This is a genomic window from Mesorhizobium sp. B1-1-6, assembly GCF_006443035.1.
Classification (GTDB): Bacteria; Pseudomonadota; Alphaproteobacteria; order Rhizobiales; family Rhizobiaceae; genus Mesorhizobium.
This window is the reverse complement of record NZ_VFWR01000002.1, coordinates 500,218-522,255: the sequence shown is the minus strand read 5'-3', so window position 1 is coordinate 522,255 and position 22,038 is coordinate 500,218. Positions and strand designations below refer to the sequence as shown.

The window sequence follows — 22,038 nt, the reverse complement described above, 5'->3', positions numbered from 1 at the left end:
ATGACGATGACCCATTCCACCGCCATGCTGTTCGCCCATTTCGGCACCTGGCTGCTGGGCCTGACATCCCATGGCAAGGCGACAAGGGAGGACGGTCCGCGCTCGCCGGCGCCCGTCCGACTCCCGGCCGGGCGTGACCGCCTGCCGCCGCGAGACGAAAGCTTCTACTGGGCCTGGCAGTACTGGTCGCAGTGAGAGCGGCTCAACCGCGCGAACGGTTCGCCCACACGAGCCCGGCGAGACCGACCAGCATGACGATGATGCCGATGGTGAGCCATTGCGACTGGCCGGTCATGAAGCTGCCGCCGATCGCGCCGATGCCTTGCAGCGACCACAGCGCGCCGACCGCCAGCACAATCAATGCCAGCAGATTTTTGATCAGTCTCATTGCCGGATTCTCCTTCCGAAGTTGATCGGTCGCGTCGTCGCCACCGCGATGAAAGAGGCAAAGGAATCGGTTCGGCAGCAGCATCTTCTACTTGGATGTTGCCGCTCGATCTTGTCAAACAAGACATGGATATCCGCTGGAACATCATCGTGAGTTGATCGCCGACCGTCGGGAAATCACTGACAGACTGTTACCGGGCGACTCCAAACGTGTGCCGATGCCATGGAACTGCCGGATGATTGCCGCATTTCGTGCCTTATTGTCTCCGTAACGGCTGGGGCCTGTCAAAAACGGAGCCTTCCCCCAAATATGAATAACAACAACCGGACCGCGCTTGCCGCGGTGACGATCGCTGCTGGCCTGATGGTCGGCGCCTCCGCCACTCCAGCCGCCTCCGCCGCCGGTCAATGCGGCCGCGCTTCCTGGTACGCCCTGCACTCCAGGACCGCGTCGGGCGAACGGATGAACCCTTCGGCCTTGACCGCCGCACACCGCACGCTGCCTTTCGGCACCAAGCTGCGGGTCACCAACCAGAACAATGGCCGCAGCGTCGTGGTGCGCATCAACGATCGCGGACCGTTCATCCGGGGACGCGTGCTCGACCTGTCGAAGGGTGCCGCCGGCCAGCTCGGCTTCATCGGTTCGGGCCACACCGCGGTCTGCATGGCGCGCGTCTGACCACCACTGCCCGGCCCGAGGGCCGGGCCGCCTGGCGGGCCTTCGCACCTGCACAATGAGCCGGCTTGTACCGTCCAAGGCTGATTTCCAACGCTTTGGACCAAGAATGCGTATAGATCACGCCACGTGACGTATTGCATCGCAGCAATTAGTTGTTAACTTCCCCGCGAGACAGTTAGGGCCAGGCACTGCTCGCCGCCCCTTCGGTCGCAGGCCGCCGCGGGGTAAACGGATGTTCTACCAGCTCTATGAAATGAACCACGCCGCCCTGCAGCCGGCCCGTCTCTATGCCGATGCGGTGCGGCTGTTCTATTCCAACCCGCTCAATCCGTTCTCGCACACGTCCTGGGGCCGCTCGATCGCGGCGGGCGCCGAGTTGTTCGAGCGCACCACGCGCCGCTACGGCAAGCCGCAATTCGGCCTCGACAAGACGGTGGTCGACTGGAAGAGCGTGGCAGTGACCGAGAAGACCGTCTGGTCGCGGCCGTTCTGCAACCTGGTGCATTTCGAGCGCGCCGTTCCCGCCGGGCGGCGGCGAGATCCGAAGCTTCTGATCGTGGCGCCGATGTCGGGCCACTATGCGACGCTGCTGCGCGGCACGGTCGAAGCCATGCTGCCCCATGCCGACGTGCACATCACCGACTGGATCGACGCCCGCATGGTGCCGACGGCCGACGGCCAATTCGATCTCGACGACTATATCGACTATGTCGTCGACATGCTGCATGTGCTGGGCCCCGACACGCATGTGATGGCGGTTTGCCAGCCTTCCGTGCCGGTGCTGGCGGCCGTGGCGCTGATGGAAACGCGCGGCGACCCCTTCGTTCCTGCGACGATGACCCTGATGGGCGGGCCGATCGACACGCGCCGCAACCCGACCGCGGTCAACCTTCTGGCCGAGGAGAAGGGCATAGACTGGTTCCGCGACAATGTCGTGATGCGCGCGCCCTGGCCGGTGCCGGGCTTCGGCCGCGAGGTCTATCCAGGCTTCCTGCAGCTTTCGGGCTTCATGAGCATGAACCTCGACCGCCACATCATCGCCCACAAGGACTTCTTCATGCACCTTGTGAAGCATGATGGCGACAGCGCCGAGAAGCACCGCGACTTCTACGACGAATATCTGGCGGTGATGGACCTGACGGCTGAGTTCTACCTGCAGACGGTCGACACGGTGTTTGTCCGGCATGCTTTGCCCAAGGGCGAGATGACGCATCGCGGCACGCCCATCGATCCCTCGGCCATCCGCAATGTCGCGCTGTTCACGGTGGAGGGCGAGAACGACGACATTTCCGGCCTTGGCCAGACGCGGGCGGCGCACGATCTGTGCGTCAACATTCCCGCCGACAGGAAGGCGCATTACATGCAGCCCGCGGTCGGGCACTACGGCGTCTTCAACGGTTCGCGCTTCCGCGCCGAGATCGTGCCGCGCATCGTCGACTTCATCACCAGCTATGGCCGCCAGAACCGGGTCGCCGTGAAACCGAAGCTGGTCCGCACCGCCAAAAGATAGGCAGCCTGCATTGCCGGCCCGATAGCGCCGGACAGGCCGGGCAGGCCTGTCGCACGGGTGCCGCTGCCATGCGTCTCGCGGGTAACCATGTCGCAAATCACCCAATCGTGGTAATTGACACGGACTGTAGATCGCCCTTAACCTTTCATTAATAACAAGGGCGAGCGGGGACAATGAATTCCTCACCAATGGCGCGAGCGCTTCGTGCGTGCGCAGTAGCCGGACTGGCGACAATGATGGGAGGCTGGGTGGCGCCGGCCTTGGCGGCCGGAGCGATGACGACCGGCGGCGTCGCGTCGCAACCGATCGGCCATTATGATTTCTGCAGGCTCAATGCCCGCGAATGCGCGATCCGTCCCGGCAATCTGGCGCCGGCCGCGATGACGGACAGATTGTGGCGCAAGCTGGCCAAGGTCACCGCCAGGGTGAATGCCGCCGTCAAGCCGATGAGCGACATGGACATCTATGGCAAGGACGAGGTCTGGGCCTATCCCGCCAAGGGCGTCGGCGACTGCGAGGACTATGTGCTGGAAAAGCGGCGCCTGCTGTCCCGGATGGGCATATCGCTTGCCGATCTTCTCATCACCGTGGTGCGCAAACCCGACGGCGAAGGGCACTCGGTGCTGACGGTGCGCACCGACAGGGGCGACTATGTGCTCGACAATCTGACCGACAAGGTCAAGGCCTGGGACGACACTGGCTACCATTTCCTCAAGCGCCAGGCGATCGACAACACCGGCCGCTGGGTCTCGATCCGCGGCGGCCAGCAGGTGCTGGTGGGGTCCGTGGAGTAGGGACTGCGGCGGGCGGCGCGCCCACCGCCGGATGTCGGCCCCGCCCCTCATTGCCCTGCCGGGCATTTCTCCCCGTATAGTGACGGGGAGAAAGACGCTGTCATCGACGATTTCCCCAATTGCCGACGTCGCAAGAAATACGCCAAGGGCGCGGCTGTCTCCCTTCTCCTCGTCCTATACGGGGAGAAGGTGCCGGCAGGCGGATCAGGGGCGGCGCCGACGTTGCAGTCACGCGCCGCGCGCACTCCCCAAAAAATTCCCACCCTCCATGAACCATTTCGGCCCGGCCGGCGACACACAGCCGTGAACCGAAACCAACCATGGAGACTTCAAATGACTGCTTTCCTGCGTAACACCCTTCTCGCCGCCGTCGCGGTGTCGGGCATGGCCGGATCCGCTCTGGCCGATCAGACCATTCCAAGCTGCGCCAACACCAATCTCGACGACCTGTGGAGCGGCCGCTGTTGCGGCGCCGCCGGCGCATCGGACTGCCTTGGCGGCGGCAATGGTGGCCGCGGCCATGGTGATCACGGCCGCGGTGGCAATGGCGGCAGCACGGCCGGCAAGAACTGATCTCATCACGGCGGCCCGCCGGCTGCTGCTGGCGGGCACCGTTTTACGATCGGGAGCTCAGCCGACGCCAGAGCCGGGCAAACCCGGCCTACCGCCGCCGCCCCAGCGCCGCGCGGATGGAGGCGGTTATACGGCGCAGTTCCTCCTCGTCGAGCTTTTCGATGTTCTCGGCCAGGAGGTTGGCAAGCTCGGTCGCGGCCGGGCTCAGGCCCGACGTATCGAGCCTGACGCGCGGATGCGAGCCTTCGGCCAGTCGCGCCAGTTCCTCCGCGTCGTCCCAGATGATGTTGAAATAACCAATGATCTTCTGGATCAGCGTCCAGGTCGGCGCGCCCCGCCTTCCGTGCTCGAGCGCCGACAGATAGGCGGCGCTGACGCCGATGGCGGCGGCCATGTCCTTCTGGGTGACGCCGCGCTCGGCCCTCAGCGCCCGCAGCCTCTCGCCGAACGGGGTCACGACCCCATCCTCACGACCGGACCCGCCGCAGCCTGACATAGAGCGCGCCCGAGCCGCCGTGGTTGCGCGCGGCGTGGTCGTGACTGGAGACCAGCGGCCGGAACGCCGGCGTCGACAGCCAGGCCGGCACCGCGCGGCGCAGCACGCCGTCGCCGCCCGACGAAGAGCCCTTGCCAGTGATGACCAGGACATAGCGGATGCCGCCGGCATGCGCGCGGTGCAGGAAGGAGAACAGCAGCGAATAGGCTTCGTCCTGCGTCATGCCGTGCAGGTCGACCCGGCCTTCGATGGGCAGCCGGCCTTTCGACAATTTGTCCAGCGTCGGCTCGTCGAGTGCATGGGAGACATGCTGGGCCTTCGGCTTAGGCGCGCCGGCCGGACCGGCAACGGGCCGGGCTTGTTGCGTCGGCGCCGGCTTCGCCTCGATGCCGAAATCCGGGACAGGCACGGCGGCCTTGCCCTTCAGCGGCTTGGCCGTGCGCGCCACCAAGTTCCACAGCACCCGGTCGTCCTCGCTCAACCTGTCGCTGCGGCGGGTCATGGCTTCGAACCCGAGACGAGCGGGCGCGGCACCAGCGCGTAGAAATCGGCCGGATTGCGCACCACGCCGGCGATCTCGCCGGCGGCGTCGCCCGAGCCGGCGAAGAGATCTCCACGCGCCGGCCCGGTGATGGCGGAGCCCGTGTCTTGCGCGATCATCAGGCGCCGGAACGGTTTTGCCTCGAAAGCCGTCAGCGATGGCGCATCGACGTAAAAGGGCGTGCCGAATGTGTGCAGCAGCCGGTCGACGGCAATCGAGCGGCCCGGCGTCAGCGGCACCTTGGCGGCAGCGATCGGCCCGAGCGTTGCGTCCTCGACCGCGGCCTCGCGGAAGAAGATATAGGAACGGTTCCGCCACAGGATCTCGTCGACGCGGCCCGGATGCGCCCTGAACCAGGCGCGGATCGACTGCATCGTCACGTTTTCCAGCGGGATCTCGCCCAGTTCGCTCAACACCTTGCCGGGTCCGGTGAAGCGCTGGCCGGACTTGGCCGCATAGGTGACGCGGCACAGCCTGCCGTCGGTCATGAGAAGCCGCGCCGCGCCCTGCACATGGATGAAGAATGCATCGACCCTGTCGGCCAGCCAGGCGATCTCCAGGCCCTTGCCGGCGAGCGCGCCGCGCTCGATCGCGCCGCGGTCGAAATATTCGGCCGGCCCGTCCGGCGTCCGGCGCGCGAAAGCGAGATAGGGGTCCATTCCGTCGGGCCGGTTGGCGTCGTCGACATCGACGAGATCGGCGGGACGCGACAGAAGCGGCACGGCAAAACGCTCCGTGCGCACCGGCGAGGCCTCGACCTCCGGTTCGTAGAAGCCGGTGACGAGGCCGGCGCCGGTCTCTGGACGCACCTGCATGGGGACGAAATGACGCTCGAAGAAGGCGCGGGCCTCCGACCGGCTGGCAGGAGGGGCCGCGCGCGCCTCGGCATAGGCACCGGCAAAGGCGTCAAAGTCGACGCCGAGCGCGCCGCTGCGATAGGGCTTGGCCAGGACATGGAAGGCGGAGCGGCGAAAGGCCTCGAAGGCCGCCAGATGGTCGTCGTCATCCCAGCCGGGCAGAGCGCCGAAGGATCTTTCGCTGAATGCCTGATGGAAGGACACGACAGGCCCGCCGCGGTCAGGGATTCAATCTTCTTCTTCGGTGGCGACGAGCTTCCAGTTCGGGTCGCGCGAGCGCGTGTCGCGGGCGAAGGTCCAGACGTCCTTGACCTCGGCGACGGTTTCGGGGTCGCCGTCGATGACCGCACCGGCCTTGTCGCGCGTCGCCGAAATCAGCTCGCTGATGATGCGCAGCGTGACATGCGCCTCGCCGCCCTTCATCTCGGCCGAGACGATGTCGGCCTTGTCGATGCCGACGAAGGAAGACTGGATCTTTTCCGACCGCGCCTCGCGCTCGCCGATCGCGGCGACGAAACCGTCATAGACATCGCGCGACAGAAGGTTCTTCAGCGTTTTGCGATCGCCATCGGCATAGGCCATGACGATCATCTCGTAAGCCATCTTGGCGCCGTCGACGAAACCCTTCGGGTCGAAGGACGGATCGTTGTCCTTGATCGTGCGCAGGCCCTTGTTGAGGTCGGTGCCGGGCTTGGCAAAGGCGTCGATGGCCGCATAGACCTCGCCGGCCGGCTCGCCGGGCTGGCGCTTGCGCGGCAGCGACACGACATTCTCGGATTTCTGCGCATCCTTGTCGCCGGTGCGGGCGGCGGTATAGGGATCGAAAGGCGGCCGTTCGCTGCCGGTACGACGGCCCAGCACATTGCGCAGCTGGAAAAAGATCACAACTGCCGCAATCAGAAAGAAAATCGTGCCGAAGTCGAAGAAACCCATATCTTCCGCCAATCAATCCTGCCCTCGGCCGGACCGCCCGGCCAACAGGGCAGCGGTCGCATAGCGTTCAACATGCAAACCATATAGAACGCAAGGCGCAATCATTCAAATCAAAGGCAGCCATACCTATCTAACAGCCTCGGCGCCAGCGGCCGGCGGCCGCTGGCAGGCAAAACAGACCAACGCCAGAACGATCGGAAGGATCGGCAAGACTTGCGCATTTCGTTATTTCCCGTTTTTCTTCTGGCGCTTCCGCTGCTGGAGATCGCCGGCTTCGTCATAGTCGGGCGCCAGATCGGCGCGCTGGCGACGGTCGGCCTGGTGCTCGCCTCGAGCATCGCCGGGGCGCTGCTGCTCAGGCATCAGGGTTTTGGCGTCATGAGCCGCATCAGCACCGAGATGGGCGCCGGCCGCGATCCGAGCCGCCAGCTCGCGCACGGCGCCATGATCGTGCTCGCCGCGATCCTGCTGATCATCCCGGGCTTCATATCGGACATTTTCGGCATTCTCTTGTTCCTGCCGCCGGTGCGCGATCTTGCCTGGCGCAGGCTCAAGGGCCGCATCGTGGTGGCGACGAATTTCTCGGCCGGCGGCTTCCGCGGCCGGCCGCGCGACAGGGTCATCGACCTCGACGACGGCGATTATTCGCGCGAAGACGATTTCAAGCGCGGGCCGGACCACAATTCGCCATGGCGCCGCCTGAAGGACGACTGAGGCTATATTGATGTTCAGGTGATGCCGGCCTGACCTGAATCTCGACGCAGTCTGGATCCCCTCCGGTCGCAAGGCGGCAAACCTTGTCTTGTCATGCCGGCCATGGTAGCGAACGCCCGATTTCAATTCGGTCAGCAATGCTGCCCAGGCAAAAGGACACAAGGCTCATGGCCAGCAAAGATGACGCGCCGGTCGGCGCCAACGGAAACGGCAACACGGCGCAGCCCTCGCTCAACGTCCTTGCCCAGTATGTGAAGGACCTTTCCTTCGAGAGCCCCGGCGCGCCGAACTCGCTGCGCGGCCGCGATAAGGCGCCTGGTATCGCCATCAACGTCAACGTCAACGCCAATCCGCTCTCCGACAAGCAGTTCGACGTCAACCTGACGCTGAACGCCAAGGCGTCCTTCGACCAGGAAGTGCTGTTCAATGTCGAGCTGGTCTATGGCGGCGTTTTCGCCATCAGTGGCTTCCCGCAGGAACACATGTTGCCGATCCTGTTCATCGAATGCCCGCGGCTGCTATTCCCGTTCGCCCGGCAGATCATCGCCGAGGCAACGCGCAATGGCGGCTTCCCGCCGCTGATGCTCGACCCGATCGATTTCGCGCAGATGTTCCAGCAGAAGCTGGCCGAGGACCAGGCGGCGTCGAAGGTCCAGGTGAGCTGATTCCGGCTCGTACGGATATTGCAGAAAGACCCGGCCTCGCGCCGGGTTTTTCGTTTTCGAGGCCGGTTTGGCCGCGAAGCCCCCCGACTTCGAGGAGAACGGCGCGCTTAGGCGCCCATCACCTTCAGCCACAGCGCCTTCTCACCCAGCGTGGCGACCATGCCGGCATGCGCCGCGCGCTCGGCTTCGCTCAGGCGCGGGGGGAGGGCGATCGGCCGCGCACCGACCGAGATGTCGATGTCTGCCACTTCGCCCGCGCCGTTCATCTGCACTGAAACTGTGTCCAGGATCAGAGCCGTCTGCTTGCCGCCGATCAGCTCGATATAGACTTCGGCCAGCAGCTCCGAATCCAGCAAGGCGCCGTGCTTGGTGCGCCGCGCATTGTCGATGCCATAGCGCCGGCAGAGCGCGTCGAGCGAATTGGGACCCATCGGATGCCTGCGCCGCGCCAGCGCCAGCGTGTCGACGACGCGCCCGATGTCGACGGCCGGATGGCCGAGCCGGCCGAACTCGACATTGAGGAATCCGATGTCGAAGGTGGCGTTGTGGGCGACCAGCTTGGCGCCGTCGGTGAAGGCGATCCACTCCTCGACGATCTCGGCGAAGGACGGCTTGCCCTGCAGGTCCGCCATGCTGATGCCGTGCACGGCCTGCGCCTCGGCGTGGATCGAGCGGCCCTGCGGGTTGATGTAGTGGTGGAAGGTCTTGCCGGTCGGAAAGCGGTTGACCAGCTCGACGCCGCCAAGCTCGATGATGCGGTCGTCGCGCATGTCGAGGCCGGTGGTTTCCGTATCGAAAATGATCTCACGCATCGAATCAGTCGCTCCTGGCAAGCAGAATCGTGAGAGCGGAACAAAATGGCAATGGGCAATGACTTTTTTCCTTCTCCCCCTGTGGGAGAAGGAAAAAGAGGCGCCGATCTAACCTCTCAAATCCGCGATGATAGCTTCGACCTCAGCCCGCGCGGCATCCAGGCCCTGGCTGGTATCGATGACGAAGTCGGCCTGGCGGCGCTTTTGCGCATCCGGCACCTGGCTGGCCAGGATGGAGGCGAGTTTCTCTTCGCTCATGCCGGGCCGCGCCAGCACGCGCTGGCGCTGGACTTCGGCCGGCGCGGTGACGACGACGACCTTGTCGACGCGGTCGCGGCCGCCGGTTTCGAACAGGAGCGGAATGTCGAGGACGGCAAGCGGCGCGCCGGCGGCGCGGTTGCGCGCCAGGAACGCGTCGGCGTCGGCGCGCACCAGCGGATGGATGATCGCTTCCAGCCTTTTCAGCGCGGCCGCATCGCCAAGCACCCGAGCGCCGAGCTTTGCCCGGTCGACGCCTCCGGCGCCGGTGGTTCCTGGAAACGCGGCCTCGACCAGGGGGGCTGCCTTGCCGGCATAGAGGCGATGCACCGTCTCGTCGGAATCGTGGACCGGGACGCCGGCCTCGGCAAACATTTTCGCGGTGGTCGACTTGCCCATGCCGATCGAACCGGTGAGGCCGAGCACCATCATGGTTTTGGCGCCAGATCGGCTTCGACGAGCGCGCGCAATTCGGGTGTGACACGGGGCCGGACGCCGAACCAGCGTTCGAAACCCGGCGCCGCCTGGTTGAGCAGCATGCCGAGACCGTCCACCGTCTTCAGCTTGCGCGCGCTTGCCGCGGCAAGCAGCGGCGTCTCGAGCGGCACATAGACGATGTCGGTGACGATGGCGTGGTCCGGCAAAAGGGCCGGGTCGGCGGCGAGACCCTCATTGCCTTGCATGCCGAGCGCCGTGGTGTTGATGAGCAGGCCGGCATCGGCAAGCAGTTCACCGGTCACCGCCATGCCGTGCGCGGAGACACCGGCGCCGAACCGGTCGCGCAACTCCGCCGCCCGGGCAAGCGTGCGATTGACGATGCGGATATCGTGGATGCCCCGCTGCTTCAGCGCGTGGATGACGGCGCGCGAGGCGCCGCCGGCGCCGAGCACCACCGCCGGGCCATTGGATGCCCAGCCCGGCGCGTGATCGTCGAGATTGGCGGCGAAGCCATGGCTGTCGGTGTTGCCGCCCCACAATTGGCCGTCCTCCAGCCACAGCGTGTTGACCGCGCCGATCTGCTGGGCCGCCTCGTCAAGGTGCTCGACCAGGGCGAAGGCGGCCTCCTTGTGCGGGATGGTGACATTGCCCCCGAAATAGCCGTTCGCCTGCAATGTGCTCAGGAATTCGGCGAAATCCTGCGGCGCGACATCGATCGCCTGGTAGCTGCCGTCGATGCCGTATCTGGCCAGCCAGTGGCCGTGGATCTTCGGCGAGCGCGAATGCTTGATCGGGTGACCGGTGACGAAGGCCTTTTTGGTCGCCTCAGCCATCGATCGCTCCCAGCGTGCGCAGTTCGGCCAGCAGCGGCAGCAGCGGCAGGCCGACAACGGTAAAGTGGTCGCCCTCGATCTTCTCGAAGAGCTGGATGCCTTCGCCTTCGACCTGGTAGGCGCCGACGCTCGACAGCGCCCTTGAGCCGACGCGCGCCAGATGGCGGCCGATGAAGGCCGGGTCAAGCTTGCGCATGGTGAGGCTGGCGATGCCGACATGGCGCCACAGCACCTCGCCGTCGCGGACCAGGACCGCGGCGCTGTTGAGCTGATGGGTCCTTCCCGACAGCGCCAGCAGATGGCGGCGCGCACCTTCCATGTCGGCCGGCTTGTGGAACACCTCGTCGCCCAGCGACAGCGTCTGGTCGCAACCGAGCACCAACGCGCCGGGCCTGCGCTCGCTTACTTCGGTGGCCTTGGCCTCGGCCAGCACCAGCGCGACATCCTCGGGCGAGGCGCCGCTGCCTTGCAGGGGTGCCTCGAGCGCGCGCTCGTCGACCTCAGGCGCAACCGCCTCGACGTCGATGCCGGCATCGAGCAGCATCGCCTTGCGGAACGGACTGCCGGAGGCGAGGATGATTTTTTCGGTCATGCTGGTTCACCCAGGATTGGCGTTCCGTCGCGCACCCCTCACTTATCTCACCTGCACCTACCGCGTCTTCCCCCGCAGGGCAACGATTGCCGCCGCCGTTTCCTCGATCGAGCGACGGCTGACGTCGATCATCGGCCAGCCATGGCGGGTGCAGATCTGGCGGGCATAGGCGAGCTCCTCGTTGATGGCGGCGCGGTCGACATAGTCGCCTGGCACATAGGCGCTGCTGTTGCCGAGGATGCGGTTCTGGCGGACATGCGAGATGCGTTCGGCGGTGGCGACAAGGCCGACGATCAGCGGCGTCCTGGCGTTGACCAGGCTTTCGGGCACCGGCACGCCGAGCACGATCGGAATGTTGGCGGTCTTGATGCCCCTGTTGGCGAGATAGATGCTGGTCGGCGTCTTGGACGTGCGCGAAATGCCGACCAGCACGATGTCGGCATCGTCCATATTGGCCGGCAACTGGCCGTCATCATGTTCCATGGTGAAGTTGAGTGCGTCGATGCGGCGGAAATATTCGGCATCGAGGACGTGCTGGGCGCCGACGCGGCGGCCGGCCGGCGTGCCCAGATAGGACTGGAAGACGGTGAGCACCGGCTCCAACACGGAGACGCAGGGCAGGCCCATGGCGGCGCAGCGCTCGTCGATGCCGCGCGCCAGCTTCTGGTCGACGACGGTGTAGAGGATGATGCCCGGCTCCTCCTCGATGTCCTCGAACACTTTGGCCACCTGTTTTTCGGTCCGGATGAGCGGGTAGATGTGCTCGATGGCGCGCGCATCCTTGTATTGCGCCGAAGCCGCGCGGCCGGCCGCGAGCAGCGTTTCGCCGGTGGCGTCGGAGATCAGGTGCAGGTGGAAGAAGCTCTGGGGTTTGTTCACAGGGTTTTACCTAGGACTGTGGGCGGATGTGGATAAAGCAGGGTTCGGAAAACCCGCCGGCCGGAGCGACTGTATCAGATGCCGGTTTGTCCACAATTCGATGCGCTGTAGGCTTCGTCGGGCGGCTGGGGACAAGTCCGTGGACGAAGATTTCTGCCTTTTGTCCGTCCACAGGACGTACCTGCAGGATCGCTGCTCTAGCGTGTTGAGTCCAATGGAAGATTCCGGATCGTCCCCAGAACCATGCAAGCGGCGATTGGAAATGCGCGACAATATGCTTGCTGGTGTTTTGACGGCCAAAGCGGGACAGGTGACAACCACCACAACCAACAGACTCTTAGAATCAGAAGATTCTTTAAAATAAGATATTTGATTAAAGGGAAGCCGGGAGAGGCGAGCGCTCTATGCCTGCAAGACGGATCATGCTGGACGTGCTGAAGGGTGGGACGGTGTTTCCGCCGCCGCTCTGGATGATGCGCCAGGCCGGGCGCTATCTACCGGAATACCGCGAGACGCGCCGACGCGCAGGTTCATTCCTCGACCTCTGCTATGATCCCGACCTTGCCTTCGAGGTGACCATGCAGCCGATCGAGCGCTTCGGCTTCGACGCCTCGATCCTGTTCTCCGACATCCTTGTCGTTCCGCATGCGCTTGGCCGCGACGTACGCTTCGAAGAGGGGCGAGGGCCGCTGCTGACGCCGATCACGGCGGCTGAAATCGCGGCCCTGGACAGCACGGTGTTTCACGTGAATCTCGAACCGGTCTACGAGACGGTTCGCCGGTTGCGGGCGAAACTGCCCGATGAAACCGCCCTGATCGGCTTCTGCGGCGCGCCGTGGACGGTGGCGACCTACATGATCGCCGGGCACGGCACGCCGGACCAGGCGCCGGCGCGGCTGTTCGCCTATCGGGAGCCGGCGGCGTTTCGTCGGCTGCTCAAGGTGCTGACCGATCATTCGGCCGCCTATCTCATCAGGCAGATCGAGGCCGGCGCCGATGTGGTGCAGATATTCGATTCCTGGTCCGGCGTGCTCGACGATGCTTGTTTCGAGCTGTTCTGCGTCGAGCCGGTGGCCGAGATCGTGAGGCAGGTTCGAGCGGTCCATCCCGATGTGCCGATCATCGGTTTTCCCAAGGGCGCCGGCGCGCGCTACCGGAGCTATCGCGAGAAGACCGGCGTCACGGGGCTGGGGATCGACTGGACGGTGCCGCTGGAGACAGCGAAGGCGTTGCAGCGGGAAGGGGCCGTCCAGGGCAATCTCGATCCGCTGCGGCTGGTCGCCGGCGGCAAGGCGCTGGCCGACGGCGTCAGCGCGATCCTGGAGAGCCTGGGAAGCGGACCGTTGATCTTCAATCTTGGCCACGGCATTACCCCGGAAACGCCGATTGCGCATGTCGAGGCGATGGTGAAACTGGTGAGGAGCGCGACACGCTGATGGCCGGGATGAGCAACACCAACAGCACGGGCCAGGCGATGATGCGGATGGTGATCGGCATCGCGGCCCTGGTCGTGCTCACCGCGCTGCTGTTTCTGGCGGCCCCAGACGGCTTCTATCTCTGGGCCAAGGCGATCCACGTTCTTGCCGTCATTTCGTGGATGGCGGGCATGCTCTATCTGCCGCGGCTGCTGGTCTATCACGCCGACGCCGAGAAGGGTTCGGTGCAGTCGGAGACTTTCAAGGTGATGGAGCGCCGGCTTCTGCGCGGCATCATCAACCCGGCGATGATCGTCACCTGGGTGTTCGGCCTGTGGCTGGCCTGGAAAGGTTTTGGTTTCCAGGGTGGCTGGTTGCACGGCAAGATCGCGCTGGTGCTGGTTCTGTCAGGCATCCACGGCTATCTGGCCGGCGCTGTGCGAAAATTCGCCGAGGACCGCAATGAAAAGCCCGCGAGGCACTGGCGGATCGTCAACGAGATCCCCACATTGCTGATGATCGCTATTGTGATCCTGGTCGTCGTCAAGCCGTTCTGAACCTTCGGACCTCTCTCACGACCTGCTAAAAGGCGGCTTGCTCTTTCAGCCGGCCGACGATAAAAGACGGGTCTTCCTTCCCGTCATGCGCCGCCCTTCATTGCTTTTGGCCGCGCCCGGCATTTATCGCATCCCGCCGATTTCCTCCCAAAAGCCTACCCAGAGTCTATCCTAATGCAAGAAATGAAACTCACCGAGTTCAAGAACAAGAAACCGCCAGAGCTGATCGCCTATGCCGAATCGCTCGAGGTGGAGAACGCCAGCGTCATGCGCAAGCAGGAGCTGATGTTCGCAATCCTCAAGAAGCTGGCCGCCCAGGACATCGAAATCATCGGCGACGGCGTGGTCGAAGTGCTCCAGGACGGTTTCGGTTTCCTGCGCTCGGCCAACGCCAATTATCTGCCGGGTCCCGACGACATCTATATTTCGCCCTCGCAGATCCGACGCTTTTCACTCAAGACCGGCGATACGGTCGAGGGGCCGATCCGCAGTCCGAAAGAGGGCGAGCGCTATTTCGCGCTGCTCAAGGTCAACACGATCAATTTCGACGATCCCGAAAAGATCCGCCACAAGATCCACTTCGACAATCTGACGCCGCTCTATCCGACCAAGCGGCTGAAGATGGAGATCGACAACCCGACCTCCAAAGATATCTCGCCGCGCGTGATCGACCTGGTGGCGCCGATCGGTAAGGGCCAACGCGCGTTGATCAACGCGCAGCCGCGTACCGGCAAGACGGTTCTCATGCAGAACATCGCCCACTCGATCACCGCCAACCATCCGGAATGCTACCTGATCGTGCTTCTGATCGACGAGCGGCCGGAGGAAGTGACAGACATGCAGCGCTCGGTGAAGGGCGAGGTGATCTCCTCGACCTTCGACGAGCCGGCGGTGCGCCACGTGCAGGTCGCCGAGATGGTCATCGAGAAAGCCAAGCGGCTGGTCGAGCATGGCCGCGACGTCGTCATCCTGCTCGATTCGATCACCCGCCTCGGGCGCGCCTACAACACCGTGGTGCCGTCCTCGGGCAAGGTGCTGACCGGCGGCGTCGACGCCAATGCGCTGCAGCGGCCGAAGCGCTTCTTCGGTGCTGCCCGCAACATCGAGGAAGGCGGTTCGCTGACCATCATTGCCACCGCGCTGATCGACACCGGCAGCCGCATGGATGAAGTCATCTTCGAAGAGTTCAAGGGCACCGGCAACTGCGAAATCCAGCTCGACCGCAAGGTCGCCGACAAGCGCATCTACCCGGCCATGGACATTCTGAAGTCGGGTACCCGCAAGGAAGACCTGCTCGTGCCGCGCGCTGACCTGCAGAAGATCTTCGTGCTGCGCCGCATCCTGGCGCCGATGGGAACCACCGACGCGATCGAGTTCCTCATCGACAAACTGAAGCAGACCAAGACCAATGCGGACTTCTTCGATTCAATGAATACGTAGTTCGCAGAGCGAGCTCCACTTCTTCGTCATCCTCGGGCTTGACCCGAGGATCCATGCCATGGCCTCTCCCAAAGAGCGCGGCGGACTGGATCTCCACCTGTTGCAGCGCTCGAAAGTCACGGCATGGATCCTAGGGTCTCCGCGACGGAGCTTCGCTCCTGCTTCGCCCTAGGATGACGAACTCTATGGTCTTCGTCGCAACAACCCTTCCAATTCATCCGGATCGCTCACCGCCGGCAAGCACACCTGCCCCGTGCACAGCCACGCGCCCGGCCTGTCGGCGGGAGGCAGGATCCCGCTTGGCAACAGCGGTCGATTCGCCTGCGTACCGACTGACACGACGATATCCACCCGACGCGGATCGGGATTGCGATTCGCTACCGGAACGAGCGTTGGATTTGTCAAATCGTCCACAAGCACCAGCTTTAGCGGCTCTATGGCGAGCGCCGAGGCGTTGACGATGCCGGCCTGGCCATAGGCCTGGTGCGCCGCGCGGCCGGCGGCATGTTCGGCGACTTTCGTCGCTTTCTCCTGCAGGTCGAGATCGCCGGTCAGCGCGGCGAGCCGGACCAGCGCCTCGATGACCTGACCGGTGGCCGACGCAATAGCCGCGTCGACATCGCCCCTGATGCGGATCGGCACGTCGGTGCTGTCGGATGCCGTGAGATAATAGCCGGTGCCGTCGGCATCGGCGTGCCAGCGGTCGAGCTGCTCGACGGATTGCCGGGCCCGATCGGCGTAGCTCCAGTCGCCGGTGGCTTCGAACAGGGCGATCGCCGCATTGGTCATCGACGCATAGTCGCTCGACAGGGCCGGGAACAGTTTCTTGGCGCCGAGCATGGAGTGCGGCAGCCGTCCGCCCTCGGCGGCGGAGGCGATCTGGTCGAATGCGGTTTTGGCGGCGTCGATCCAGTCTTGCCGCGCCAGCGAGCGGCCGGCCTCGGCGAGTGCCGAGATCATCTGGCCGTTCCAGTCGGCGAGGACCTTGCCGTCGCGGCCTGGTCTGACGCGCCGTTCCCGGACTGCAAGCAGCCTTGCCTTGAGAGCGGCCAGAAGTGGCTGCTCGGCAATGCCTTGCACCTGCTGGGCCGGCGTCTGGTGGACAACGGGCTTGCCTTCCCAACCGGGTGGGCTGGAGAGTGTGAAGTGATTGAAAAACAATGGTGAATCGTCGCCGAGCGCGGCCTCGATCTCTTCCCGGCTCCAGGTGTAGAAAAGACCCTCCTCACCCTCGCTGTCGGCATCTAGACTGGCGGCGAAGGCACCGCCCTCGACGCGCATCTCACGCAGCAGCCAGCCGATGGTCTCCTCGATTCGGACCCGGAACAAATCCTTTCCGCCCGCGGCATGGGCCCAGTTGCAAAAACGGATGAGCTGCGCGTTGTCGTAGAGCATCTTTTCGAAATGCGGCACCAGCCATTGCGCGTCCGTGGAATAGCGGCTGAGCCCGCCGCCGACGTGATCGTAGATGCCGCCGGCCAGCATCCGTTCGAGGCTCAGGAGGACATCGTCGCGGTGACCGGCATTGCCGTCGCGCCGCCACGACAGCCACAGTGTCTGCATGAATGGCGCATTGGGGAATTTCGGCGCGCCGCGCAGGCCGCCGAGATCCTTGTCGATCATGCCGTCTATGCCTCTGGCGAGCGCGGCAAGCGTGTCGCGGTCGAGCGCGGTGCGGGCATGCGCGCCGGCGAGCCGGGTCTCGACATGCGAAGTCAGCCCGTCGGCGCTCTGGTTGAGGCTTGCCCTCTTCTCGCGCCACGCCTTGTCGACCGCCTCCATCACCTGGATGAAGCCCGCGCGGCCGTAGCGCGGTTCGCGCGGGAAATAGGTGCCGCCCCAGAAGGGCTTGCCGTCCGGCGTCAGGAACATGGTCAGCGGCCAGCCGCCCTGCTCGCCCATCGAGGACAGCGCCGCCATGTAGATCTGGTCGATGTCGGGGCGCTCCTCGCGGTCGACCTTGATATTGACGAACAGACGGTTCATGACGGCGGCGACGTCGTCATTCTCAAAGCTTTCATGGGCCATGACGTGGCACCAGTGGCAGGCGGCATAGCCGATCGACAGCAGGATCGGCCGATCCAGCGCCCTCGCCTCGTCAAGCGACGCCGGTGACCAGGCCCGCCAATGCACCGGATTGCCGCTGTGCTGCTGCAAATAGGGGCTGGCTTCGTCGGCAAGCAGATTTTGCGCAGGCAGTGTCACGATGAGCGGTCCGGCGAAACAGGGGTTGGATAGTGAAGCTAGGGCGGTCCAACAAGGCGGGCAAATGATTTCGGCCGACACCATCGTCGCGCTTTCCAGCGGCCGCCTGCCGGCCGGCGTCGCCGTCATCCGCATTTCGGGGCCAAAGACTCGATTCGTTGTCGAAACGATCGCCGGCGGTATGGTTAAGGGCCGCGTGGCCAGCCTGCGCAAGCTGCGGGCGCCCGATGGCGGCGTGCTCGACAGTGGCCTGGTGATCTTTTTCCCCGGCCCCGGCAGCTTCACCGGCGAGGACGTGGCGGAATTCCAGGTGCATGGCGGCCGCGCCGTGGTGGCGAGGCTGTTGGAGACGATCGCCGGTTTCGAAGGCGTCAGGCACGCCGAAGCGGGCGAGTTCACGCGCCGGGCCTTCCTCAATGGCAAGGTCGATTTGGTAAGGACGGAAGCGCTGGCCGATCTGGTCAACGCCGAGACCGAGGCGCAGCGGCGCTTCGCGGTGCAGAATGCCGAGGGCGCGCAAGCCGAGCTTTATCTGAGCTGGCGGCGGCGGCTGATCCATGCGCGCGCCATGATCGAGGCCGAGATCGACTTTGCCGACGAAGACGACATTCCCGGTTCCGTTTCGGATACGGTCTGGTCTGATGTTTCGGCGATGATCGGGGAGATCGAGCGCCACATTGCCGGGTTTCGTGCCGGCGAAATCATCCGCGACGGGTTCGAGGTTGTTATCCTCGGCGCCCCGAATGCCGGCAAGTCGAGCCTGTTCAACGCCTTGGCGCGGCGCGATGCAGCTATTGTAACGGATGAGCCGGGCACGACGCGGGACCTGCTCGAGATCGTGCTTGACCTCGAAGGCCTGCGGGTCAGGCTGACCGACACCGCAGGTCTGCGCGATGCGGCCGGCAAGGTGGAAGCGATCGGCATCCAGAAGGCGCGAGCCAAGGCGCATGGCGCCGACCTCTTGCTCATCCTCGAGGATATGGCCGACCCGCATCCCGTTGCTCTTCAACGCGAGGGGATCGCGACCTTGCGCGTGGGCACCAAGCTCGATCTGGTGCACGGGCAAGCCGCTGCCGGGGGCTATGATCGCGCCATCTCGACGAAGGACGGGACCGGCGTGGCGGAGCTGTTGGCTGAGATCGCCAGGCGAGCGACAGCGCAGATCGGCGAAGCGGGCGACATCCTGCCTTCGCGGCTTCGCCATGTCGAGTTGCTAGGCGAAGCCAACCGCTTCCTATTGCGCGCGGCCGAGAGCCCGGACGCCGGCCAGGAACTGCGCGCTGAGGATCTCCGGCTGGCCGCCGACCGGCTCGGACGGATCGTCGGCGCCGTCGATGTCGAGGACATGCTGGATGTGATTTTCTCGCAGTTCTGCATCGGGAAATGATTCACGTGGAACATTGTCGGGGCGCGGACGCCGTCAAGCCTCCCTTCTCCCCGTCACTATACGGGGAGAAGGTGCCGGCAGGCGGATGAGGGGCAGCGCTGACCTCGGCTTCTATCACGACGGGCCCGGCCGATGACTCACGTGAAACAGAAGGGCTCTCCGACCGACGTTGTTTCACGTGAAACGGCTGCGCCGGGGTCAATCGCCAGCGTCGGCGCTACCCCGCACTTGCCTGCCGGCATTCTCTTATCCGGCATTCTCTTACAAGGACGGGGAGAGGGCGCGCTGTTATTTCCAGTTTCGGCAATTATCAGCCTTGTAAATGAAGGTGCCGGCTTTGCGGTCAGCGCTGTCTCCCTGTGCCAGGGAGAAGTGCCGACACGGCGCCGGGGGGCGGCGCCGGCGGTCGATACACGTGACTCACGTGAAACACTACAATGAGGCTCGCCGTCCTGTTTCACGTGAAACTCCCGCGAAGTTTCTTGACACCGTCCCGCTGCGGGGACATCTCTCCACCAAACTTCGAATCCAGGGCGTTTTGAAATGACCGATCACTATGATGTGGTTGTGGTGGGTGGCGGCCATGCGGGCAGCGAGGCGGCCAGCGCGGCTGCGCGTGCGGGCGCCAGGACAGCGCTGGTGACGCTGCGTTTCGACACGATCGGCGTGATGTCCTGCAATCCGGCCATTGGCGGGCTCGGCAAGGGCCATCTGGTGCGCGAGATCGACGCCATGGACGGACTGATGGGCCGGGTGGCGGATGCCGCCGGCATCCAGTTTCGCCTGCTCAACCGGCGCAAGGGGCCGGCCGTGCGCGGCCCGCGCACCCAGGCCGACCGGAAACTTTACCGGCTCGCCATGCAGGAGGCGGTCAGGCAGCAGGGCGGTCTCGATGTGATCGAGGGCGAGGTGCTCGACTTCGACATCGACGATTCGGGATGCCTGCGCGCCGTTCTCCTGGCCGATGGCCGGCGCCTTGCCAGCGGCGCGGTGGTCCTGACCACCGGAACCTTCCTACGCGGGCTGATCCATATCGGCGAGAAGAAGATTGTCGCCGGCCGCATGAACGAACAGGCGAGCCTAGGGCTGTCGGCGACGATGAGCCGCGCAGGCTTCAAGCTCGGCCGGCTGAAGACCGGCACGCCGCCGCGCCTCGACGGGCGCACGATCGACTGGGCGTCGCTGGAAAGCCAGGCGGCGGATGACGAACCGGTGCCGTTCTCGCTGCTGACCGACCGCATCGAGACGCCGCAGATCGAATGCGGCATCACGCGCACGACCGCGGCCACGCATGAACTGATCCGCGCCAATCTCGGGCGCTCGGCCATGTATTCGGGCTCGATCGAAGGCGTCGGGCCGCGCTACTGTCCGTCGATCGAAGACAAGATCGTCAAGTTCGGCGACCGCGAAGGCCACCAGATTTTTCTAGAGCCGGAAGGCCTGGACGACGACACGGTCTATCCCAACGGCATCTCGACCTCGCTGCCGGAGGAGGTTCAGCTCGAAATCTTGAAGACCATCCCGGGGCTGGACCGAGCGGTGATGCTGCAGCCCGGTTATGCCATCGAATACGACCATGTCGACCCGCGCGAGCTTCATCCGACCTTGGAGACGAAGCGCGTCGGGGGCCTGTTTCTAGCCGGGCAGATCAACGGCACGACCGGCTATGAGGAGGCCGCCGCGCAAGGTCTGCTGGCGGGCCTCAATGCCGCAAGGCGGGCGTCGGGCAGCGAGCAGGTCGTGCTCAGCCGCACCGAAGCCTATATCGGCGTCATGGTCGACGATCTGACCAGCCGCGGCATCAGCGAGCCTTACCGCATGTTCACCTCGCGCGCCGAATTCCGGCTTTCGCTGCGCGCCGACAATGCCGACGAGCGGCTAACGCCGCTGGCTGCAAGGCTGGGTATAGCGTCAGCCCGGCGGATGCAGCGGTTCGGCGAGGTGGAGCAGCGCCTCGCCGAAGCGCGCCGGCTGGCGCTCGGCGTAAAGCTGACACCCAACGAGGCGGCGCGCCACGGGCTGGAGGTCAATCGCGACGGCGTGCGCAGATCCGCCTATGAACTGCTCGCCTATCCCGGCGTCGACGTGGCTTGGCTGGCCCGAATCGATAGGAATTTCGGGACGATCGACGCCAGGACGGCGGAGCGCCTCGAAACGGAAGCGAAATATTCGGTTTATCTCGATCGCCAGAAGAGCGACGTCGCCCAAATCCGGCACGAGGAAAGCCGGCTCATCCCCGAGTCGCTCGACTTCGCCGAGGTGCCGGGACTATCGAACGAGCTGAAGCAGAAGATGCATGCGCGGCGACCGCGTTCGGTTGCCGACGCGCAGCGCATGGAAGGCATGACGCCGGCGGCGCTGGCCATCATCGTCGCTCATATCAGGCATTCCGAGAGCGCGCAAAGGGACGTCGCGTGAGCGCTGGCTCCTGGGAGAGCCTGCGCAACGCCGCCGGTCCGGTTTCACGTGAAACATTCGATCGCCTCGTGGTGTTCGAAGGGATGTTCCAGAAATGGAACCGCAGCATCAATCTCGTCGCGCAGTCGACGGCCGGCGATGTCTGGCAACGCCACATACTGGACAGCGCGCAGCTCTGGCGAATCGAGGACAAAGCGCGGCGATGGGTCGATATCGGCTCGGGCGGCGGATTTCCGGGACTGGTCCTGGCGTTCCTGCTTGCCGAGCGTGACGGCGCCAGCATCGACCTGGTCGAAAGCAATCGCAAGAAAGCGGGATTCCTGCAAGCCGTCGTGGGCCAGTTCGGCCTGCCGGCGCGTGTCGTGGCGCGCCGCATCGACGAGAGCCATGCGCTTGTCGCGGCACCGGAAATCGTCACGGCGCGGGCGCTGGCGCCGCTTTCGACCTTGCTTGAGCTGGCGGGGCCGTGGCTGACATCAGGCGCGCGCGGGCTGTTCCACAAAGGCCGGGATTACCGCGCCGAAGTGCAAGAAAGCGTTAACCGCTGGAGCTTCGATCTGGTAGAACATCCAAGCATGACCGACCCTGGCGGCGTCATCCTTGAACTGTCCAATGTGCGACCTGTCTGAACAAAGACCTGTCCGAATCCGTGTTG

General features: G+C 64.7%; 24 protein-coding genes. 13 read left to right on the top strand and 11 right to left on the bottom strand.

All coding sequences use genetic code 11. The features are described from left to right. Positions 1-6 precede the first annotated feature (6 nt). A complete protein-coding gene (locus FJ979_RS06240; RefSeq protein ID WP_140580253.1) occupies positions 7-195 on the top strand; it encodes a hypothetical protein in 189 nt (62 codons plus the stop codon). A 7-nt stretch (positions 196-202) separates the two neighbouring features. Here the strand turns inward: FJ979_RS06240 and FJ979_RS32450 are convergent, their stop codons facing one another. Continuing rightward, positions 203-388 carry a hypothetical protein gene (locus FJ979_RS32450; protein ID WP_181165190.1) on the bottom strand — a complete coding sequence of 62 codons (186 nt, stop codon included), beginning with the start codon at positions 386-388 and terminating at the stop codon, positions 203-205. Between the two features lie 309 nt (positions 389-697). Between FJ979_RS32450 and FJ979_RS06230 the strand changes: the two genes are divergently transcribed. From FJ979_RS06230 to FJ979_RS06210, 4 genes are all read left to right on the top strand, one after another. Further along, positions 698-1,066: a septal ring lytic transglycosylase RlpA family protein gene (locus FJ979_RS06230; RefSeq protein WP_140491856.1), complete on the top strand. Its 369-nt coding sequence runs from the start codon at positions 698-700 to the stop codon at positions 1,064-1,066. A 232-nt stretch (positions 1,067-1,298) separates the two neighbouring features. Next, positions 1,299-2,576, top strand: a complete 1,278-nt coding sequence (locus FJ979_RS06225) for a polyhydroxyalkanoate depolymerase (protein ID WP_140514109.1) — start codon at positions 1,299-1,301, stop codon at positions 2,574-2,576. A 173-nt stretch (positions 2,577-2,749) separates the two neighbouring features. Next, the gene (locus FJ979_RS06220; protein WP_140491861.1) at positions 2,750-3,370 is read left to right on the top strand and encodes a transglutaminase-like cysteine peptidase; all 621 of its coding nucleotides are present in this window, start codon (positions 2,750-2,752) and stop codon (positions 3,368-3,370) included. A 333-nt stretch (positions 3,371-3,703) separates the two neighbouring features. Continuing rightward, a complete protein-coding gene (locus FJ979_RS06210) occupies positions 3,704-3,943 on the top strand; it encodes a hypothetical protein (RefSeq protein WP_140514108.1) in 240 nt (79 codons plus the stop codon). A gap of 88 nt (positions 3,944-4,031) precedes the next feature. Here the strand turns inward: FJ979_RS06210 and FJ979_RS06205 are convergent, their stop codons facing one another. Genes FJ979_RS06205 through FJ979_RS06190 form a run of 4 tightly spaced genes read right to left on the bottom strand, consistent with a single transcriptional unit; the run spans position 4,032 to position 6,770 of the window. Further along, positions 4,032-4,400, bottom strand: coding sequence for a helix-turn-helix transcriptional regulator (locus FJ979_RS06205; protein WP_140514107.1), 369 nt, complete (start codon positions 4,398-4,400; stop codon positions 4,032-4,034). A 10-nt stretch (positions 4,401-4,410) separates the two neighbouring features. Next, the gene (locus tag FJ979_RS06200) at positions 4,411-4,941 is read right to left on the bottom strand and encodes a Smr/MutS family protein (protein ID WP_140491867.1); all 531 of its coding nucleotides are present in this window, start codon (positions 4,939-4,941) and stop codon (positions 4,411-4,413) included. Continuing rightward, entirely contained in the window at positions 4,938-6,041 is a 1,104-nt protein-coding gene (locus FJ979_RS06195; protein WP_140514106.1) for a murein transglycosylase A, read from the bottom strand. The genes FJ979_RS06200 and FJ979_RS06195 overlap by 4 nt, the downstream gene beginning before the upstream one ends. Positions 6,042-6,065: 24 nt before the next feature. After that, positions 6,066-6,770 (bottom strand): Tim44/TimA family putative adaptor protein, encoded by a 705-nt coding sequence (locus FJ979_RS06190; RefSeq protein ID WP_140514105.1) that lies wholly within the window; start codon positions 6,768-6,770, stop codon positions 6,066-6,068. A gap of 213 nt (positions 6,771-6,983) precedes the next feature. On the opposite strand from FJ979_RS06190, the gene FJ979_RS06185 reads away from it, so the two are divergent. Together FJ979_RS06185 and secB are read left to right on the top strand one after the other, a co-directional pair. Further along, entirely contained in the window at positions 6,984-7,484 is a 501-nt protein-coding gene (locus tag FJ979_RS06185) for an FxsA family protein (protein WP_140491873.1), read from the top strand. Between the two features lie 167 nt (positions 7,485-7,651). Continuing rightward, complete coding sequence (gene secB, locus FJ979_RS06180) at positions 7,652-8,149, top strand: protein-export chaperone SecB (protein WP_140491875.1); 498 nt, start codon at positions 7,652-7,654, stop codon at positions 8,147-8,149. 107 nt (positions 8,150-8,256) lie between these two features. Here the strand turns inward: secB and dnaQ are convergent, their stop codons facing one another. From dnaQ to FJ979_RS06155, 5 genes are all read right to left on the bottom strand, one after another. Continuing rightward, on the bottom strand, positions 8,257-8,961 hold the full coding sequence (gene dnaQ, locus FJ979_RS06175) for a DNA polymerase III subunit epsilon (protein WP_140514104.1): 705 nt from the start codon (positions 8,959-8,961) through the stop codon (positions 8,257-8,259). A 108-nt stretch (positions 8,962-9,069) separates the two neighbouring features. After that, a complete protein-coding gene (gene coaE, locus FJ979_RS06170) occupies positions 9,070-9,651 on the bottom strand; it encodes a dephospho-CoA kinase (protein ID WP_140514103.1) in 582 nt (193 codons plus the stop codon). Then, entirely contained in the window at positions 9,648-10,490 is an 843-nt protein-coding gene (locus FJ979_RS06165; protein WP_140514102.1) for a shikimate dehydrogenase, read from the bottom strand. Before FJ979_RS06165 ends, coaE begins: the two co-directional genes overlap by 4 nt. Next, entirely contained in the window at positions 10,483-11,082 is a 600-nt protein-coding gene (locus tag FJ979_RS06160) for a Maf-like protein (protein ID WP_140514101.1), read from the bottom strand. The genes FJ979_RS06165 and FJ979_RS06160 overlap by 8 nt, the downstream gene beginning before the upstream one ends. Positions 11,083-11,139: 57 nt before the next feature. Beyond that, positions 11,140-11,961, bottom strand: coding sequence for a pyruvate, water dikinase regulatory protein (locus FJ979_RS06155; protein ID WP_140491905.1), 822 nt, complete (start codon positions 11,959-11,961; stop codon positions 11,140-11,142). Positions 11,962-12,365: 404 nt separating this feature from the next. Between FJ979_RS06155 and hemE the strand changes: the two genes are divergently transcribed. The 3 genes from hemE to rho all read left to right on the top strand — a co-directional run bounded on the left by hemE (position 12,366) and on the right by rho (position 15,373). Continuing rightward, a complete protein-coding gene (hemE, locus tag FJ979_RS06150; protein ID WP_140514100.1) occupies positions 12,366-13,397 on the top strand; it encodes a uroporphyrinogen decarboxylase in 1,032 nt (343 codons plus the stop codon). Next, positions 13,397-13,933, top strand: a complete 537-nt coding sequence (hemJ, locus tag FJ979_RS06145; RefSeq protein ID WP_140491911.1) for a protoporphyrinogen oxidase HemJ — start codon at positions 13,397-13,399, stop codon at positions 13,931-13,933. The genes hemE and hemJ overlap by 1 nt, the downstream gene beginning before the upstream one ends. A gap of 174 nt (positions 13,934-14,107) precedes the next feature. Continuing rightward, the gene (gene rho, locus FJ979_RS06140; protein WP_140491913.1) at positions 14,108-15,373 is read left to right on the top strand and encodes a transcription termination factor Rho; all 1,266 of its coding nucleotides are present in this window, start codon (positions 14,108-14,110) and stop codon (positions 15,371-15,373) included. Between the two features lie 183 nt (positions 15,374-15,556). Here the strand turns inward: rho and FJ979_RS06135 are convergent, their stop codons facing one another. Next, entirely contained in the window at positions 15,557-17,578 is a 2,022-nt protein-coding gene (locus FJ979_RS06135) for a thioredoxin domain-containing protein (RefSeq protein ID WP_140580252.1), read from the bottom strand. 64 nt (positions 17,579-17,642) lie between these two features. Here FJ979_RS06135 and mnmE point away from each other — a divergent pair, with 64 nt between their 5' ends. From mnmE to rsmG, 3 genes are all read left to right on the top strand, one after another. After that, positions 17,643-18,965 (top strand): tRNA uridine-5-carboxymethylaminomethyl(34) synthesis GTPase MnmE, encoded by a 1,323-nt coding sequence (mnmE, locus tag FJ979_RS06130; protein WP_140580251.1) that lies wholly within the window; start codon positions 17,643-17,645, stop codon positions 18,963-18,965. A gap of 543 nt (positions 18,966-19,508) precedes the next feature. Further along, complete coding sequence (mnmG, locus tag FJ979_RS06125) at positions 19,509-21,383, top strand: tRNA uridine-5-carboxymethylaminomethyl(34) synthesis enzyme MnmG (protein WP_140580250.1); 1,875 nt, start codon at positions 19,509-19,511, stop codon at positions 21,381-21,383. Continuing rightward, positions 21,380-22,012: a 16S rRNA (guanine(527)-N(7))-methyltransferase RsmG gene (gene rsmG, locus FJ979_RS06120; protein WP_140580249.1), complete on the top strand. Its 633-nt coding sequence runs from the start codon at positions 21,380-21,382 to the stop codon at positions 22,010-22,012. The genes mnmG and rsmG overlap by 4 nt, the downstream gene beginning before the upstream one ends. Positions 22,013-22,038: the final 26 nt, after the last annotated feature.